The organism is Pseudoalteromonas sp. SCSIO 43210 (genome assembly GCF_054133285.1).
Map to the genome: position 1 here is coordinate 2303122 of NZ_CP087225.1, position 16128 is coordinate 2319249.

Consider the following 16128-nt stretch of genomic DNA (forward strand, 5'->3'; position numbering starts at 1 on the left):
ATATAAGCGATGAAAAAAATTATATTGCCGGCTCTGCTTAGTGTTTTATTAAGCGGTTGCGCTCAACAACTCGGTGATGATGTTGCTAATCAAGAGCTACCTTTATTGAGCGCGAGTGAGGTAATTGCTAGTGCAACAGATAATGACTGGCGAGTAGTGGACGCTCAAAATGTTTTAAAGATAACACTGCCAACGGGCGATGCGTATATTGAGCTTAATGAACTGCTTGCCCCAAAGCACGCTCAAAACATTAAAAAGTTAGCGCGAGAAGGGTTTTATAAAAATACCAGCGTTTATCGGTTTGTTGAGGGTTTTGTGGCGCAAGGTGGCGACAGCTCAGGTAGTAAAAAAATACAGATAGCGGATAAAACAGTCCCTGCTGAGTTTTATTTAACAACAAACAAACCACTTTTAATTACTGAGCTAAATGGCGACGGGTATGCACCAGTTACCGGCTTTTTAAACGGCTTTGCAGTAGCTCAAAACTCAGCCCATACGCAAACATGGCAAGTGCATTGTAGTGGCGTGTTTGCAATGGCGCGCGACAACGATATAAATAGTGCGAGCACGGAGTTTTTTGTAACGATAGGGCAAGGCCCGCGCTACCTTGATAAAAACATTACGGTGTTTGGTCGATTGCTTGAAGGTATAGAGCATTTTAACCGTTTAGCGCGCACACCAACTGAAGGAAAAGCATTTAACCCAATTACAAATATACAAGTGCTTGGCGATGTACAAAGCGATAAAAGTATATTTAAAGTGATGAAAACAAACTCATCGGTGTTTAAAAACTTAATCAATGCTCGTAAAAACCGTGTTGAACCATGGTTTGTTAAAGCACATAACTACGTTGATGTGTGTGGTATGCCCATACCCACTAAGCGCGAAGTTATACCAATTCCAATAAATAGCTGATCTATTTTACTTGCTAAAACAACCCATTTCTTTGTTGTAAATTTCGCAAAGGGAACAACCATTTACATCAATTTACGCCTAAAACTGAATTATTTTTTCGGCGTAAAATTTAGATCACATACTTAATGGAATTGGTATTAATTAAAGAATGAAAAAAGGAGCCTAGGCTCCTTTTTTAATACTCATGTTCCAGTTAAAAATAACCTACTGACGATTAATTTTAACTGCAAATGGCGTATCGTTATAATGCGTAGAGCGATACGGGTTTATATCAAGCCCACCGCGACGAGTATAACGCGCGTAAACCTCTAACTCTTTAATATTAAGTTGTGTTGTTAAATCGCTATAAATACGCTCAACACACTGCTCATGAAATTCGTTATGTGTTCTGAATGAAATTAAATAACGCAATAACGACTCACGGCATATTTGCTCGCCTGTGTATCGTATAATTACACTTGCCCAGTCAGGCTGAGAGGTAATTAAACAGTTCGACTTAAGTAAGTGGCTATAGAGCGTTTCTGTAACTACGTTATCACTTTTTGCTTTAAGTGAATTAGCATCAATATCGTAATTATTAATCTCAATATCTAAATCATCAATACATTCACCTGGCAGCGCCGTACACGGTAAGCAATTGTAATCGTCAGGATTGTATAAAGTCACTTTGACAGGGCTGTTAACCGCGTTTGATAAATCATCAATTAAATGCTGTTTTACTATATCAATGCTTTCAAATCGGGTTTGGTTAAAGCTATTCAAGTAAAGCTTAAACGACTTTGACTCAATAATATGGCTGCTTTGGCATTCAAAGGTAAATAAGGCTACGGCAACTTGCGGTTTACCTTTATTGTTTAGCCATGAAAGCTCGTAACCTGTCCAAATATCTTGGCCTTTAAATGGAAGCTCTGCTTCGTCAATATTTAAAGCATCACGATTTAGTTTGCGCGCAATAGGGAAAAGCAAGCTTGGCGTGTACACATCTACATACTCAGTAGATTGGCCTAATACGCTACCTTTAAGGTCTGGAGAATTGCTGTAATCTGTCATGTTTGCTCTTAAATAGTTACAATAGGGACATTATATCTAATTTAAATGAGTTTCACAGTATGTCTGTTGCATTGCTTATAGAACAACTTCATCAAACATTTAGCGAAAATACCCTTAAAAACACTACAAAGTACCCACTTATTGCGCACGACGAACAATGGCCAAGCCCATGTGAAGTTGGTGAGGTTGACGAGCAAGGAAACATTCAATGGCAGGGGATGCGTCAGCAACCTGCAGGTTCGCTTAATGATTTAGCCAGTGCACTAGAACTTGAGTTTCCAAAAGCGCTTAGCGAGCTATACGGACATATGTACGGTGGAAGTATTTTAGCAAGTATTGATGGGCATCAGGTTGAATTACTACAAGCATGGAACGAAGAAGACTTTAATTTGCTACAGCAAAATATAACGGGCCACGTTTTAATGAAACGCAAGCTCAAGCAACCAGAAACAGTATTTATTGGTTTAACTGATCAAGATGATTTACTAGTAAGTGTATTGGTGCACACTGGTGAAGTATGTTTAGAGCACGTAGGCAAAAAAACACACCATGTACTTGCACCTAACATTAATGCTTTTTTAAAGGCATTAGAGGTTTAAAATGCATTTAATAAATCAGCTTAGCGTCATCACTAAGCTGATTTATTAAACACTCATTGAAGTGGTTATTGAAAATCCCACGATATATTAGACACTAAGCCACATGGCTCACACCTAAAGTCGAATAACCCAAACCACGATTCAGGTAATTTCCAGTCGCCATTACAACTAGGGCATTTTCGTTCAAGTTCAGACGCTTTATCTACGCCGCCTACACGGTATAAATAATAATAGGTTGGCTTTTTAGTTAAAAAACTAATTCGCTTTGTTATGTCTTTTCCGCGTCTATATAGGTCGCTTTGGACACTCGATATTTCTTCAAGCGCCGGAAACTCACAACGGGTTGCGCCATTAATTTGAATTTGATCGCAGGCTTGCCAATCTTCTTGCCATCTTATAAGCGTTTTATAGTCACCATTAGCAATTGCCGGAATACGAAATAGCGGCACAGGCAAAAAGTCATCACCACAATAAAGCGGGCTGCACGTATGCACATAGGTTGTATATAAAATATAACTTGATGGTTCTTTGCAGCAATCAGCGCCGTTGGAGTGAATATCTTGTCCAATCACTTTTACTTTTGGCGCAAGTAGCCCAGCACTATGTAACTTTTCGATACTGTGCTTAACAAACGGGCTGTTATTTAGCGGGTGCATTGCATCTTCAGTAGGGCACATTACGCGGGTAATAAAAAACCCGTCTTTTAAAACGGTTGGAAATTCTTCCCCCATTATTTGACCATTAAAACGCAGTGCATTTACTAAGCGATTTATTGCTTGTTCGGCTTGTTCTAGGGTGGTGTCTTGGTAGCAATCAAAAGTTAAATCAACAACGAACATTTATAGTCTCAAATTATTTTTGTTCTAGCAGCGCAAGAAGTTTATCGAGTTTTTGCTCAATTCTATCTAATTGACTTGTTTTAAGCTCAGTATTATCTGACTGCTGTGGGTTTCTCATGAAGTTATTAATTGAATCAGGATTGTTTTTATATTGGCTTACTGCTGCAATAATCATCGGCATTGGAACCGGTTGCGCCAAACGGCTTTTAGTTAGTGCTACAGTAGGGGTTTTGCCTTCATCGAGAAGGGCTTTGATTGCATCAAATACAACTGAATTCATTAGATATATAACTCTTTAATAAAATAAATACGCAGCATATAAATGCTGCGCAAATGCTATGTTAGCAATAAATAAGGGAGGGTACATTAAATAAAATTACTTACTTTGACGAATGCGTACATCTAACTCGTCAATTACTTCACTCCAATCTCCATCTTCTGCAAGGGATTCAGCTAAAAAGTGCTGTTGTGCTTCATCCCAAAAAGAAGCTTCTTGGAGTCGTGTTGTGTCTTCTAATTCATGTGAGGCAATAAACGCATCTATTTGCTCATTACTATTTGGTAATCCAAGCTGTGCAAAAAGTGTGTTAATGTCGTGTTTTGTCGTATCCATGATATTGCTCCTTTAAATGAATGAAAACTCATACTAGTGCCTAACTGTACCTCTTGCTAGTTAAACTCTCGCTGAATTTACGGTTAATAATTTTAGGTATATAGTTAGGTTTAAAGTTAAACAGCCTATAGCTAAAATAATAAAGGAAATACAATGAGTGTAACCACACCAGCTGATACGTTCAGCGTACAGTATTTAGCTGCAGAAGATATTAGTACTGCAGCGAGCCTAATTTATCAGGCTTATCATGACGATCCTGTATTACTAAACATGCTTAGCTACAGTGATGAAAATAAATCAGTTTACGAAAAAAAACTACGATCATTAATTCGCGAAGAACTCAGTAGTTTTTGGCAAGAAAAACAGCCACTAATTGGCCTATACCGCAACGATAAATTAAAAGCAGTAGCGTGTGTATTTGAATCTAATAGCCAATTACAAGCGCAGCGTTATTGGCACTGGCGTTTAAAATTAATGCTGAGTGCGGGCTACTTGCAAACAAATCAATTAATAGATAAAGAACAAACAATTAGAGACGCCCTTAAACAGAAAGGTAATTACTATTTTTTAGCTTTTATTGCCGTAGATCCGCATTTTCATGGGCAAGGATTTGGCCGTTACTTACTACGTGGGCTGGATGACTTAGTTAAATGTAACGCTGAGTCAACAGGGATGGCTGTATTTGTAACACGTAAGGAGCACATTGAATTTTTTAAAACTGAAAAGTTTGAAGCATTTAAACACCTTACTTTTAACCAAGTAGAGGGCGAATTACTGTTTAAATCAATAATTGAGCCAGCTATTTAAAATTATAATGTAAGCCAATGCGCCCAAACGGACATAAGGCCGTGAGACATCTCTTACATTGTTGTGAGCATAATCAGTTTAAGGCTACTATTAAGTGGCTTTTTTAAATTTAAGTTGCTGTTATTAAATGTTTATTTTGTTTTTTCATTTTTGTGACGCTTATTTATTTAATGTTAAGTCCTATTACTCACACTCGTTTGCTTTAAACTTTACTTTGTCAAGAAGACATAGCTCAATGATTGAGTTACTGCCAAGGATATGGAATAGGCAACGTAGCGGACGCTAGCAGGAAGCAAAAAGGACAAGTTAACAAGGAAAGCAAGGACGAATAGGAAGTGCAAGGTGCGCTAAAGTAGCAGGAGCTACTTAAAGGATTACCACGGATGATGCTAAAGGATATAGCCAAGCGTTAGATTACGCATAGGCCAAGGTGGCGAGAGGACATGGCAGGATGCAAAAGTGGCAGGAGCTACTTCAAAGGATTACCAGGGATGATGCTACAGGATGTAGCTAAGCGTTAGTTTGCGTGGATTTGCCAAGATGGTTATGGATATTGCAGGATGCAATGTGAGGGTAAATAAGGCTGTTTACTCGTTCAGGGGATGATAATACGGATTAATAGATAACGGATATCTAGCAGGATGCAGTCCAATTGGGGCGTAACTTTAGTTACGCCTTAGTTTTTTGTGTTTGAGTAAATTTAATTTAGCCCTAAATTTAATCCATTTATATTTTATGTGGTGGAACAACCACACTTTTCAAAAACTCATTTTCCATAATTAACACACCTTGATAAGCATTTTCACCATCGCTTGAAAATTCAAATATAAATTCACTTTTGATGCCAGGCTTGCCGCTCTTTAAAAAACCAAAGCGGCGTTTTGTGCAAGCAACACTCATCAACTGCACCTGCAGTTGCTCACTTTGGCGTTTAGCATGAACGTTCGCAGCTTCTGCCACCTTTCGGTTAAGCCAAAATAAGTAAATTACACTACCAATAAGTATGAACGTCCATAAACTTGCCATTTAAGAGAATAACCTTCCAATTGCACGCGCGAGGGTTTCGCTGCGATTTTCTTTACGTAATAAGCCTAATAAATGCGGGCGAATAGTCGGTATTGCAACTAAATCAGCAAAAATACTTGGAAACAATTCTTCAATTTTTTGATGATGCGCGCAATTATCCATAAATACATGCAAGCGTTCAGGGTTTTCTAATTGCTTAAAACAACGCCCAGCTACCGTTAATAACACATCTGAATCTTGCCCTGCAGGTGAGCTTAGTACAGTATCAACTAATTGAGCGCATAACCCTTGAGCTTGACCTTTTGAAACTGATCTTAGTGCTGCGGTTATAGCCACTGTATCGTTGTTGCTAATTGCACCCTGCGTGTAATCAACAAGTAACTCACTCATTGATGTTGGTATTTCAACGTGTTCAAGCATGGCACTGAGTGGTTGCAGTACTTCAATAGGTATATGCGCCCATGCTTTTTGCAGATTACATAAGTTTGTATCGCTGCCCAAGCGTAGTGCAAAATCGGCAATACCCTGCAGTGCAACACTTTGCCAATTATCAAAACCAATTTTACCGCTAAAGTACAGCTGTGCATGCTCGTAATACTGTGACGCAGGCTGTTTTAATAGTACTTTTACTTGGGCGTTAAATGCCGCTAATTTATTTGCGTTTGGCGTAAAAACATAAGGATTATTATCAAGTTTTCCATCGGCTTGTTCGCCTGTAATTTCAGTGCCTAGCGCTTGAATAACCATATCAGCAAAGTGATCGCGACTAGCACTTACCAGCATACTTTGCTCATCAAGTGGAAACTTTAAAAACCATACGTAAGGTTCTTTACTGGCTTTAGTATCCCAAAATTGAATAGCGAGCCATGCATGACCAGCAAGTGGGTAAGGGTAAGGCACTTGAGCTTGTTCAATAGCTAAAAATTGTTTTTTATCAAGCTTAGTAATGTGCCTGCCAATATCAAAAGCACGCCACTGAGTACCCGCACCATCTAAAAGCTGACCTAATGTAGCTATTTGATCACTCATTGTTTTCTCAACTGTTTTTACTGCAAAATTACATTAATTATACGTCATAGCCGCCTATGAGGGAACAGGGTATAATTGCATTACATATATAAAAGAGGGTGGTTATGTACCAGCAAACCCAAACTTATTTAGTGCAGCTAACGGCACTTTTACAAAAACACGCGCTTTGGCAAAGTGGGCCAATAGACGCTGAGGCACTGCTTTCAAAGACTCCTTTTTGTCACGATACAATGGCATTTGAGCAGTGGTTACAGTTTGTATTTATTGAAAAAATACAGCAATTAATAACACATAGGCAACCACTGCCGCGTAACTTTGCTATTGCCCCTATGGCGCAAATGACACTTGTGAATAAAGCCGGAAGCGATGAAATAATTGAATTACTAACAGCCCTTGATACCTTTTTAGGAGAACCAAATGAGTGAGCGTCCAGCGCCTATTGAATATGGCGAGCTGACTATTTTGTATCAAGATGAAAACTATGTGGCTATAAATAAGCCTTCAGGTTTATTAGTGCATCGCTCGTTTTTAGATAAACACGAAACCCAGTTTGCTATGCAAATGTTGCGCGACCAGCTAGGGCAACATGTATTTCCAGTACATAGGCTCGATAGACCTACGTCGGGCGTATTACTGTTTGCATTGAGCTCGGAAGCAGCTCGCGATATGAACCAGCTATTTATTGAAGGTACTATTGCTAAGCGCTATTTAGCCTTAGTGCGCGGTTTTGCGCCAGAGTCAGTATTTTTAGATAAACCGCTTAAAGAAGAACTTGATAAAATAGCCGATAAGTTTGCAGATCAAGATAAAGCACCGCAAGAAGCGCAAACCCAGTTTAATTGCTTGCACCAAGCTGCATTGCCTATTCCTATAGGTAAGTATCCAACAGTGCGTTACTCGTTAGTTGAGTGTTTTCCAAAAACCGGGCGCAAGCATCAAATTCGCAGACACTTAAAGCACTTATCACTGCCTATTATTGGTGATGTAAATCACGGTGATAATCAGCATAATCAATTTTTTAGAGAGCATTTTGAACTAAGACGCTTAATGTTATTTGCAACAGAGCTTAGTTTTGTGCACCCTTATAGTAATGAATCAATAAAAATTAAAGCGCCACTAGGTGAAGACATGCTTGAAATATGTAAGCAGCTAGGTTGGCCAGAGCAAGAAAAGGATTATTAATGGCACATATTAGTATTTTTGTAGGCAGCGTTAATGGCGGTGCTGAGCGTTTAAGCGATGAAGTTGCAGCCACAATTGAGCAAGCGGGTCATACTGCTACAGTAATTACTGAAGCATCACTTGATGATATAAAAAATGCATCGCATATTTTAATTGTCACCTCCACAACAGGGCAAGGTGATGTACCGAGTAATTTGGCAGGATTGTACTTTGCAATGAATAGCACTTTCCCAATGCTTACCGATAAACCGTTTGGTGTAATTGCAATGGGTGACAGATGCTACGGCGATACATTTTGTGGCGCAGGGCGAAGCTTTGACGAGCTACTACGCGATTTACAAGCAAAGCCTGTGGGCAACCGCCTAGAAATAGATGCATGTGAAGATTTTGAACCATGGCCAGTAACTGAGCCTTGGTTAAAAGTATGGCTAGAAAAACTACCTGCTTAATCCTTAACTTTAAGGTATTAAAAAAGGAGCGCATGCGCTCCTTTTTGCTTTTATAGCTTTATAAATTAACTACTTCTAACATCTACTTTAAGTTTTAGCTTTTGGCCAGGTTGTAAGTATTTTTGACCGGCTAAATTATTCCACTTAATAATTTCGTTAACGCTTAGATTAAACTTAGACGCAATACGTGCAAGTGAATCACCTCGGCGTACTTTGTATGTAATAGTACGGTTGGTGCTTGCCGTTGCTTGTGGTTTATTAGCTGACTTATAAACAGTTAGTTTTTGATTTAGGCGCAATACAGAGTTTTTCTTTAGTTTATTCCATTTAGCCAACTCATCCATAGTTACGTCATATTCGCGGCTAATGTCCCATAACGTGTCGCCACTTTTAACTGTGTGCGAAAGCTTTGTGCGAGTTGCTTTATTAGCAGCTAAACGCATCTGCTTTGGTAAATGCTCACTATTTATAGCGCCATCAGTAAGCGGGACTAATAATTCTTGGCCTACTTTAATCGTATTTGATTTGAGTTTATTAAGCGATCGGATTGCGCTTGAGCTTGTTGTAAACTTTTTGGCAATTACCGATAAGCTGTCGCCTCGAGCCACAATATAACGCTGCCAGCGTAATCTGTTTTTAACATCAGTGTTTGCTAGTTTTTGGCTAAATTCCTCTGCTTTATCAACAGGCAATAATAAAGAATGTGGGCCATTGGGATCAGTTGCCCAGCGATTAAAACCGGGGTTTAATCTGTATAGCTCAGTAAGCGTCATATCAGCCATATCAGCAGCAAGTGCTAAATCTATTTGCGAGCCAACATCAACCACTTCAACCACTTGTGCATTAATTACTGGTTGCCATGTAACGTTAAAATCATCTGAGCGTTTTAATAAATCGGCAAGTGCTAATAACTTTGGTACGTAGGCTGTTGTTTCGCTTGGTAAATCAAGAGACCAAAAATCGGTAGGTAAATGCTTTTTACGATTCTTTTTAATCGCGCGCATTAAACGCCCTTCACCTGAATTATAAGCAGCAATCGCATTTAGCCAATCGCCTTCAAGTGTTTTATGTAAATACGATAAGTAATCAAGTGCTGCGCGAGTCGACTGCACTATGTCGCGACGACCGTCGTACCACCAGTTTTGTTTTAAATCGAATCGCTCACCGGTTGCAGGCATAAACTGCCAAATGCCCGATGCGCTGCGATTAGAATAACCAAACGGGTCAAATGCACTTTCTACAATAGGCAGTAGTGCAATTTCGATTGGCATTTCGCGCTTTTCTACTTCTTCAACAATAAAGTGTAAGTAAGGCTCTGCACGTTTAGAAATACGATCTAAATAGGCTTGGTGGCGAGCATAATAATTACGTTCAGTAACAACAGGGCGGTTTTGCGGTATTTCGATAGAAAGTTGGTAGCGAATTCGCTCCCACACATCATCAAACACGGGAGCTTCTTGCTCATCAGGGTCGACTTGCTGATATTGTGCGTTTACCATCAATGCATTGTTAATGTCGTTAGGACTTGCGCCTTCGAGTTGTTGGTTTGTTTGCGTGGCGACTTGAGAGTCTGAGTCTAAAGTTGTCACAGTTTGACAACCACTTAGCGCTAACGCCAAGGCTATTAATAGGGGAGATTTATTCATAAATACCAATACATCGGGTAAAAAACTCGGCGAATACTACCTGTTATGAGTTAACATTGCCACTGAATGACTTTTTAAAACGCAGAAATAGAATCATCACTATATCTTAAGTTAATGATTCTAATAAAATAAATGTTAAAGTATTAGTTTGTGCATTAAAAATTGTCTTTGAACTGCCTCAGACTAGCAAAGTTCCCCCAAGGTTCATTGTTTTTTGTAACCGAGGTAAACTCTTCTGGCACTAACTCTGTAATGGTTGGCAAATCGCTACGCATAAATGGATTTATTTTTAGCTCCTGTCCAATAGAAGTGGGTAGGGAGATTTGGTTATTACTGCGTAATTCATCTACTTTTTTACTGTACGCAAGGAGTTCTGGGTTACGTGGTTCAACGGCTTTGGCAAAGGCAAGGTTAGCTTGCGTGTATTCGTGCGTGCAATACACACTGCAGCTTGCAGGCAGCTCTCTTAGTTTATTAAAAGACTCCCACATTTGCTCTGGCGTGCCTTCAAATAAGCGCCCACATCCACCGCTAAACAATGTATCGCCGGTAAAAGCAAGTTCATCATTTGTGTAACAAAGATGATCAAGCGTGTGCCCGGGAGTTGCTAAAATAGTAAAGTTAATATTAAGCACACTGATGCTTTGTCCATCAGTGAGTGCGTGAGTGACGCCTTTAAATGGACTATTTGCAGGGCCATAAACCGATATATCTGGATAGGCGTCAACTAACTCAGTTACGCCATCGGTGTGGTCGTAGTGATGATGCGTAATTAAAATGCCACCAAGCGTTAGTTTATGCTCAGCTAAGTACGTTAATACGGGATGTGCTTGGCCTGGATCGACTACCCATGCTTGGTTACTGTTATCGGTAGTTAAACACCAAATGTAATTATCAGAAAAGGCTTTAATTGCTTTGACTTGCACCATGGTAAATTGCTCTATAAAGTGACACTTATCGCATAGTATAACGAGCTCAAAAAATGAAACCAGCCCTTAGTTTTCAAGAAGGACCCAAACCACTGTCGTGGCAGCAGTTTCCTCATGGGGATTATTTGCGTGCAGATATTGAACGCAAAATGGAGCAATGGCTGCCGCGTATGTTTGGCTATCATATGCTTAAGTTGGGTAATTTAAGTGGCGAATTAAACACAAGTATAAGTACGATTAAACATCAAGTGTGTGTTGCAGAGCCAGGACCTTACACCGGGGTAGTTGCTGACATAGATGAACTGCCATTTTACGAGCACAGTATTGATGCTTGCATACTAAGCCATTGCTTAGAGTATCATTCAGACCCGCATCATATTTTACGAGAAGCACATCGCACGCTTATTCCAGGCGGTTATATACTCGTGACTGGTTTTAATCCGTTTAGTTTGTGCGGGCTTGCACAAATGCTGCCTTTTAGTGGTCAGAAATTACCATGGACAGGGCGCTTTTTTACCCCTGCGAGGGTTAAAGATTGGCTAAATTTATTGGGTTTTGAAATTGTAAGTGACGAACGTTTTATTTATTCATCACTGGCAAGAGGTAACAGGTTATCAAGATTTGAGTTTTGGCGGACTTTTGCAAAACAGTATTTAAAACCAATGGGCAGTGTTTATATGCTGGTGGCACGAAAAAGAGTTGCGCCACTTACGCCAATAAAACCTAAGTGGCATGCTAGGCCGCAATTTGCACCAGTAAAAGGGGCAGGGCTTAGACAAACGTCAAAGCAACACTTTAAATCGTGCGAGCAAAAAAATAATACCAATTGCATTAAATAAGTGAGCTATTATAGCGCTAAGAAAATAGCACATTAACAAGGCGAAAATTGTGACATATTGTTGTTCTATATGAATAATTTTTAACGCAGTTAGTGAGTTATTTAATGCGATAGAATGAACATGTTTTTAATAAAATTGGTATAACAACTAGGGTCTGTTGATCTTTGCGGATTAAAATTTGTTCAAACTAGGGGCTATTTAATCGCGGCGCGAGGTTTGTAACCTAGTGGGCTAAGTAAAAACCGAGCAACAAAGAGTAAATAGCCCCTAGAAAGAACCCTTTGGGCTGCGCCTGTTTGGCATTAATGCTACGTTATCGCCCATTTATGGGGAATAACCACACTACATAGGCTCTGCCTTGCCTAAATACCAAACAGACTGCTGCAAATTTAACCTTGAAAGATCAACAGACCCTAGCTTAGAATAAATTTAAGGCTGGTAGCCTACATCTTCTAGTAAATCTTTACTGCCTGCGGCATCGCGCGCTAAATCGTCAACTATTTCGTTGTACTTATGGCCGCTATGCCCTTTAACCCATTTCCAGGTTACATTGTGCTCGCTACAGGCTTTATCTAGGCGTTTCCATAAATCGACGTTTTTAACCGGCTTTTTAGCTGATGTTAACCAGCCACGTTTTTTCCAGTTAGTGATCCACGATTCAATACCTTGCTTAACATATTGGCTATCGGTTGTTAGATTTACTTCGCATTCTCGAGTGAGTGATTCTAGGGCTACAATAGCCGCGAGCATTTCCATTCGGTTATTCGTTGTGAGTTTATAACCTTGGCTCATTTCTTTTTCGTGACCGTTATAAATCATAAAAATACCATAACCGCCGGGGCCTGGATTACCTAAACATGAGCCATCGGTGTAAATCTCTACGGTTTTTTGCACTGTTTTACCTTGATCTTATGTACAATAAAGTGATTATAGAAAGATACCAGAATCAGGCTAAATTCGATATGGCACGTAGACAAATAGTTTTAGATACAGAAACCACCGGCATCGACCCTAAACAAGGGCACCGTATTATAGAAATTGGGTGTGTAGAGTTAGTAAATCGCCGTTTAACAGGCAATAACTTTCACGTTTATATAAACCCACAACGCCCAAGCGAAGAAGAAGCAATCGACGTTCACGGTATCACTAACGAATTTTTACGTGATAAACCACTGTTTCATCAAATCGCGCAAGAGTTTTTCGACTATATTGAAGGGGCTGAACTAGTTATTCATAATGCGCCGTTCGATGTTGGTCATATGGATAACGAATTTGCGTTGCTTAATCAGGGTTATCCTAAAACGAGTACGTTTTGTGAAGTTCTTGACACGCTTAAAATGGCGCGTGACTTGCATCCAGGTCAAAAGAACAATCTTGATGCTTTATGTCGTCGTTACGATGTAGATAACGCCAAGCGAACGCTTCACGGTGCGTTACTGGATTCTGAGATTTTAGCTGATGTTTACCTTGCCATGACGGGCGGTCAAACAAAACTAAATTTGAATCAAAACAAAGATGACGGCAGCGAGCAGCGAAAGGGGGGTATAAAGCGTTTAAATAGTGACAGAGCCCCACTAGTTGTATTGCGAGCAAGCGATGCTGAGCAAAGCGCACACGAAGCCCGATTAGATCTTGTAAATAAAGAAGGCGGCCAATGTTTATGGCGCGCTGAATAAGGCCATAATATGAAAACGATGTGTTTTGTAACTGTGCTAATAGCGGTTAGCTGTTTTACAAATAATGCTTATAGCGCTAAGCAAGTGGAAGTACTTAAACGCGATGGCCAACAAAATGAAATACCTTTATTAGAAAATCGTTTTCGTATAGATAGTCAAATTGATGAAATAACGTTACTTTTTTTTAGAAAGGCAGGTACACCTGCTGTTATTTTAGTAAGGCCAGATGGCAGTAAATACTTTGCTCCCGACTCAGTTAAAGATCCTAACATTGAATGGTTTGATGAACTTAACTACGATCTCGTTACAATTAAAAAGCCAACGCCTGGGCCTTGGCAAGTTATAGGCAGCATATTACCAGATAGTCGAATCGTGGTATTAGGTGAGGTGTCGTTGCAGGCAGAGTCGTTACCATCGGTGTTATTTAGAGGCGAATCTGTAAAGGTTACGGGTAGAGTATTAAATGATGGCGAACCAATTAATGCTAACTTATTTAAAGATGTGGTTAGTTTACATGTCGATTTTGTCAGTACTAACAACGAGAGTTTTGCGAATTTCGGTGCTGGTATACAAGAAGTTGCTGAGTTTAAAGATGATGGTCGTGGGTTTGATGAACGACCAAAAGATGGTGTATTTACCGGTGAATTTAAATTAGATTTCCCTGCAGGAGAGTGGACACCAGAACTTTACATTGCGACTCCTTTGCTACAAAGGCGTATAACCCAAAAAGCACTTATTATTCATGAGCCGCCTTTTGAGTTTGATATAGCTTTAGCTAAAGAGGATTTTGATGATCATATTTTAGCTATAACTATTGATGCAAACATTGTTAAACCTGAAACCGTGATAATTCAGGGCAAAATATATTATCCCAATAATGAAGAACAAATGTTTACGATTGATGCAATGGCAAATGTATCACGCCAGCTTACGATAAAAAATTATGACTGGGGTCGGTATAGTGTTGAACTGTCTGTTTTTGGCACTAATATAAATGATCGTGAATTTATGGCAACGCTACCCACATATAAATTTGAGATAGAACGACCCATAGAAGCGGTGCCCGAAATTGACCCTGCAACGATTATTACGCCTGATGAAATGATTAAAAGCGATCCTGATGAAGGAAAAATGACCACATCAACAATAATTAGTTTGATTGTCGGCTGTAATATATTCATATTATTGGTTGGTTGGCTGTTAATTCGTATATTTGTTCAGAAAAAGTCGATTAAATTTAACGTCAGGCTGCCTTTTTTAAAGAAAAAGAAAGCAAGTGAAGATGACGTTACTGACTCAGAAAAAAATCAAGTCGGTAAAAATGGCTCAAAAAGTGACAAATCAGGTGAAATTTTAAACCTTTCGATGACAGATGACTAAAAAACCTATAAAAAAACAAAAAAGCCCTTGACGAAATAGGGGTTGGTTCGTATTATTCACGCCGCTGTCAGGGAGACCTAAACAGCAACGAAAATATGGAGTGGTAGTTCAGTTGGTTAGAATACCGGCCTGTCACGCCGGGGGTCGCGGGTTCGAGTCCCGTCCACTCCGCCATTTTCGAAAAATTGTAAGTAAAAGCTGGAGTGGTAGTTCAGTTGGTTAGAATACCGGCCTGTCACGCCGGGGGTCGCGGGTTCGAGTCCCGTCCACTCCGCCAACACTTACACAACGTATGGTTGTAAAACATATTCTTATTATGGAGTGGTAGTTCAGTTGGTTAGAATACCGGCCTGTCACGCCGGGGGTCGCGGGTTCGAGTCCCGTCCACTCCGCCAATAAGAAAAAATAACAGTTTAAATATGCGCTGGAGTGGTAGTTCAGTTGGTTAGAATACCGGCCTGTCACGCCGGGGGTCGCGGGTTCGAGTCCCGTCCACTCCGCCAACTATTTAAACAATGTTATATTACAAAATTTGTATGCTGGAGTGGTAGTTCAGTTGGTTAGAATACCGGCCTGTCACGCCGGGGGTCGCGGGTTCGAGTCCCGTCCACTCCGCCAACTATTTAAACAATGTTATATTACAAAATTTGTATGCTGGAGTGGTAGTTCAGTTGGTTAGAATACCGGCCTGTCACGCCGGGGGTCGCGGGTTCGAGTCCCGTCCACTCCGCCAACAAATTAAGTAATAACAAGTATAATGATATCTCTGCGGAGTGGTAGTTCAGTTGGTTAGAATACCGGCCTGTCACGCCGGGGGTCGCGGGTTCGAGTCCCGTCCACTCCGCCATTTGATATCATGATTAAAATTAGTAAGTGCATTACCCCATGCACATACCACTGCGGAGTGGTAGTTCAGTTGGTTAGAATACCGGCCTGTCACGCCGGGGGTCGCGGGTTCGAGTCCCGTCCACTCCGCCACTTGTTATTTCCTCAATAACAAGTTTATGATTTCAAACACTCAAAACACTCAACACACTCAACACACTCAACACACTCAACACACTCAAAACACTCAAAACACTCAAAACACTCAAATAGTTAACTTTTTTCCTGCGCACCATTTTTGATATTGATTTGTATTACCATTTG

General features: G+C 40.1%; 18 protein-coding genes and 8 tRNA genes. 17 read left to right on the forward strand and 9 right to left on the reverse strand.

What is annotated here, in order from left to right; translation table 11 throughout:
- Positions 1-9 precede the first annotated feature (9 nt).
- Complete coding sequence (locus LOS73_RS09820) at positions 10-915, forward strand: peptidylprolyl isomerase (protein ID WP_457934910.1); 906 nt, start codon at positions 10-12, stop codon at positions 913-915.
- A gap of 204 nt (positions 916-1119) precedes the next feature.
- On the opposite strand, the gene queF is transcribed toward LOS73_RS09820, so the two are convergent.
- The gene (queF, locus tag LOS73_RS09825; protein WP_024593670.1) at positions 1120-1965 is read right to left on the reverse strand and encodes an NADPH-dependent 7-cyano-7-deazaguanine reductase QueF; all 846 of its coding nucleotides are present in this window, start codon (positions 1963-1965) and stop codon (positions 1120-1122) included.
- Between the two features lie 59 nt (positions 1966-2024).
- Here queF and syd point away from each other — a divergent pair, with 59 nt between their 5' ends.
- Complete coding sequence (gene syd, locus LOS73_RS09830; RefSeq protein ID WP_342866285.1) at positions 2025-2564, forward strand: SecY-interacting protein; 540 nt, start codon at positions 2025-2027, stop codon at positions 2562-2564.
- 65 nt (positions 2565-2629) lie between these two features.
- Here syd and LOS73_RS09835 read toward each other — a convergent pair whose 3' ends face one another.
- From LOS73_RS09835 to LOS73_RS09845, 3 genes are all read right to left on the reverse strand, one after another.
- Entirely contained in the window at positions 2630-3403 is a 774-nt protein-coding gene (locus LOS73_RS09835; RefSeq protein WP_457934911.1) for a Zn-ribbon-containing protein, read from the reverse strand.
- A 13-nt stretch (positions 3404-3416) separates the two neighbouring features.
- Positions 3417-3683 carry a hypothetical protein gene (locus LOS73_RS09840; protein ID WP_007378199.1) on the reverse strand — a complete coding sequence of 89 codons (267 nt, stop codon included), beginning with the start codon at positions 3681-3683 and terminating at the stop codon, positions 3417-3419.
- Positions 3684-3779: 96 nt separating this feature from the next.
- Positions 3780-4016 (reverse strand): DUF2789 domain-containing protein, encoded by a 237-nt coding sequence (locus LOS73_RS09845; protein WP_033028272.1) that lies wholly within the window; start codon positions 4014-4016, stop codon positions 3780-3782.
- Between the two features lie 153 nt (positions 4017-4169).
- Here LOS73_RS09845 and LOS73_RS09850 point away from each other — a divergent pair, with 153 nt between their 5' ends.
- Entirely contained in the window at positions 4170-4823 is a 654-nt protein-coding gene (locus LOS73_RS09850) for a GNAT family N-acetyltransferase (RefSeq protein ID WP_033028273.1), read from the forward strand.
- 726 nt (positions 4824-5549) lie between these two features.
- On the opposite strand, the gene LOS73_RS09855 is transcribed toward LOS73_RS09850, so the two are convergent.
- Positions 5550-5849: a DUF3301 domain-containing protein gene (locus tag LOS73_RS09855; protein WP_007378202.1), complete on the reverse strand. Its 300-nt coding sequence runs from the start codon at positions 5847-5849 to the stop codon at positions 5550-5552.
- The gene (locus LOS73_RS09860) at positions 5850-6878 is read right to left on the reverse strand and encodes a DUF3549 family protein (RefSeq protein ID WP_033028274.1); all 1029 of its coding nucleotides are present in this window, start codon (positions 6876-6878) and stop codon (positions 5850-5852) included.
- 104 nt (positions 6879-6982) lie between these two features.
- Between LOS73_RS09860 and LOS73_RS09865 the strand changes: the two genes are divergently transcribed.
- The 3 genes from LOS73_RS09865 to LOS73_RS09875 are packed head-to-tail and all read left to right on the forward strand — an operon-like array spanning position 6983 to position 8509.
- Positions 6983-7303 (forward strand): YqcC family protein, encoded by a 321-nt coding sequence (locus LOS73_RS09865; protein WP_007378204.1) that lies wholly within the window; start codon positions 6983-6985, stop codon positions 7301-7303.
- On the forward strand, positions 7296-8060 hold the full coding sequence (gene truC, locus LOS73_RS09870; protein ID WP_007378205.1) for a tRNA pseudouridine(65) synthase TruC: 765 nt from the start codon (positions 7296-7298) through the stop codon (positions 8058-8060). The genes LOS73_RS09865 and truC overlap by 8 nt, the downstream gene beginning before the upstream one ends.
- Complete coding sequence (locus tag LOS73_RS09875; RefSeq protein WP_010553680.1) at positions 8060-8509, forward strand: flavodoxin; 450 nt, start codon at positions 8060-8062, stop codon at positions 8507-8509. The genes truC and LOS73_RS09875 overlap by 1 nt, the downstream gene beginning before the upstream one ends.
- 65 nt (positions 8510-8574) lie before the next feature.
- Here the strand turns inward: LOS73_RS09875 and LOS73_RS09880 are convergent, their stop codons facing one another.
- Positions 8575-10155 carry a LysM peptidoglycan-binding domain-containing protein gene (locus LOS73_RS09880; RefSeq protein ID WP_007378207.1) on the reverse strand — a complete coding sequence of 527 codons (1581 nt, stop codon included), beginning with the start codon at positions 10153-10155 and terminating at the stop codon, positions 8575-8577.
- A 155-nt stretch (positions 10156-10310) separates the two neighbouring features.
- Positions 10311-11084, reverse strand: coding sequence for a hydroxyacylglutathione hydrolase (gloB, locus tag LOS73_RS09885; RefSeq protein WP_457934912.1), 774 nt, complete (start codon positions 11082-11084; stop codon positions 10311-10313).
- Between the two features lie 53 nt (positions 11085-11137).
- On the opposite strand from gloB, the gene LOS73_RS09890 reads away from it, so the two are divergent.
- Complete coding sequence (locus LOS73_RS09890) at positions 11138-11923, forward strand: methyltransferase domain-containing protein (RefSeq protein WP_354629247.1); 786 nt, start codon at positions 11138-11140, stop codon at positions 11921-11923.
- Between the two features lie 429 nt (positions 11924-12352).
- Here the strand turns inward: LOS73_RS09890 and rnhA are convergent, their stop codons facing one another.
- Positions 12353-12817 (reverse strand): ribonuclease HI, encoded by a 465-nt coding sequence (rnhA, locus tag LOS73_RS09895; RefSeq protein WP_007378210.1) that lies wholly within the window; start codon positions 12815-12817, stop codon positions 12353-12355.
- 68 nt (positions 12818-12885) lie between these two features.
- Here rnhA and dnaQ point away from each other — a divergent pair, with 68 nt between their 5' ends.
- From dnaQ to LOS73_RS09945, 10 genes are all read left to right on the forward strand, one after another.
- Positions 12886-13599 carry a DNA polymerase III subunit epsilon gene (gene dnaQ / locus LOS73_RS09900; protein WP_007378211.1) on the forward strand — a complete coding sequence of 238 codons (714 nt, stop codon included), beginning with the start codon at positions 12886-12888 and terminating at the stop codon, positions 13597-13599.
- 9 nt (positions 13600-13608) lie between these two features.
- Positions 13609-14979 carry a TIGR03503 family protein gene (locus LOS73_RS09905; RefSeq protein ID WP_007378212.1) on the forward strand — a complete coding sequence of 457 codons (1371 nt, stop codon included), beginning with the start codon at positions 13609-13611 and terminating at the stop codon, positions 14977-14979.
- Positions 14980-15076: 97 nt separating this feature from the next.
- Positions 15077-15153: transfer RNA gene (locus tag LOS73_RS09910), tRNA-Asp, on the forward strand.
- A gap of 26 nt (positions 15154-15179) precedes the next feature.
- Positions 15180-15256, forward strand: a tRNA-Asp gene (locus LOS73_RS09915).
- Positions 15257-15297: 41 nt separating this feature from the next.
- A tRNA-Asp gene (locus tag LOS73_RS09920) sits at positions 15298-15374 on the forward strand.
- 31 nt (positions 15375-15405) lie between these two features.
- Positions 15406-15482: transfer RNA gene (locus LOS73_RS09925), tRNA-Asp, on the forward strand.
- Positions 15483-15520: 38 nt separating this feature from the next.
- Positions 15521-15597: transfer RNA gene (locus LOS73_RS09930), tRNA-Asp, on the forward strand.
- Positions 15598-15635: 38 nt separating this feature from the next.
- A tRNA-Asp gene (locus tag LOS73_RS09935) sits at positions 15636-15712 on the forward strand.
- 37 nt (positions 15713-15749) lie between these two features.
- Positions 15750-15826, forward strand: a tRNA-Asp gene (locus LOS73_RS09940).
- 54 nt (positions 15827-15880) lie between these two features.
- Positions 15881-15957, forward strand: a tRNA-Asp gene (locus tag LOS73_RS09945).
- Positions 15958-16128: the final 171 nt, after the last annotated feature.

Excerpts from the sequence above, each read along its gene's own strand:
- LOS73_RS09845 (WP_033028272.1), bottom strand. The coding sequence starts at position 4,016 with ATGGATACGACAAAACACGACATTAACACACTTTTTGCACAGCTTGGA.
- LOS73_RS09880 (WP_007378207.1), bottom strand. The coding sequence starts at position 10,155 with ATGAATAAATCTCCCCTATTAATAGCCTTGGCGTTAGCGCTAAGTGGT.
- truC (WP_007378205.1), top strand. The coding sequence starts at position 7,296 with ATGAGTGAGCGTCCAGCGCCTATTGAATATGGCGAGCTGACTATTTTG.
- LOS73_RS09905 (WP_007378212.1), top strand. The coding sequence starts at position 13,609 with ATGAAAACGATGTGTTTTGTAACTGTGCTAATAGCGGTTAGCTGTTTT.
- gloB (WP_457934912.1), bottom strand. The coding sequence starts at position 11,084 with ATGGTGCAAGTCAAAGCAATTAAAGCCTTTTCTGATAATTACATTTGG.
- LOS73_RS09840 (WP_007378199.1), bottom strand. The coding sequence starts at position 3,683 with ATGAATTCAGTTGTATTTGATGCAATCAAAGCCCTTCTCGATGAAGGC.
- LOS73_RS09855 (WP_007378202.1), bottom strand. The coding sequence starts at position 5,849 with ATGGCAAGTTTATGGACGTTCATACTTATTGGTAGTGTAATTTACTTA.
- dnaQ (WP_007378211.1), top strand. The coding sequence starts at position 12,886 with ATGGCACGTAGACAAATAGTTTTAGATACAGAAACCACCGGCATCGAC.
- LOS73_RS09820 (WP_457934910.1), top strand. The coding sequence starts at position 10 with ATGAAAAAAATTATATTGCCGGCTCTGCTTAGTGTTTTATTAAGCGGT.
- queF (WP_024593670.1), bottom strand. The coding sequence starts at position 1,965 with ATGACAGATTACAGCAATTCTCCAGACCTTAAAGGTAGCGTATTAGGC.
- LOS73_RS09865 (WP_007378204.1), top strand. The coding sequence starts at position 6,983 with ATGTACCAGCAAACCCAAACTTATTTAGTGCAGCTAACGGCACTTTTA.
- LOS73_RS09860 (WP_033028274.1), bottom strand. The coding sequence starts at position 6,878 with ATGAGTGATCAAATAGCTACATTAGGTCAGCTTTTAGATGGTGCGGGT.
- LOS73_RS09850 (WP_033028273.1), top strand. The coding sequence starts at position 4,170 with ATGAGTGTAACCACACCAGCTGATACGTTCAGCGTACAGTATTTAGCT.
- syd (WP_342866285.1), top strand. The coding sequence starts at position 2,025 with ATGTCTGTTGCATTGCTTATAGAACAACTTCATCAAACATTTAGCGAA.
- LOS73_RS09875 (WP_010553680.1), top strand. The coding sequence starts at position 8,060 with ATGGCACATATTAGTATTTTTGTAGGCAGCGTTAATGGCGGTGCTGAG.
- LOS73_RS09835 (WP_457934911.1), bottom strand. The coding sequence starts at position 3,403 with ATGTTCGTTGTTGATTTAACTTTTGATTGCTACCAAGACACCACCCTA.
- LOS73_RS09890 (WP_354629247.1), top strand. The coding sequence starts at position 11,138 with ATGAAACCAGCCCTTAGTTTTCAAGAAGGACCCAAACCACTGTCGTGG.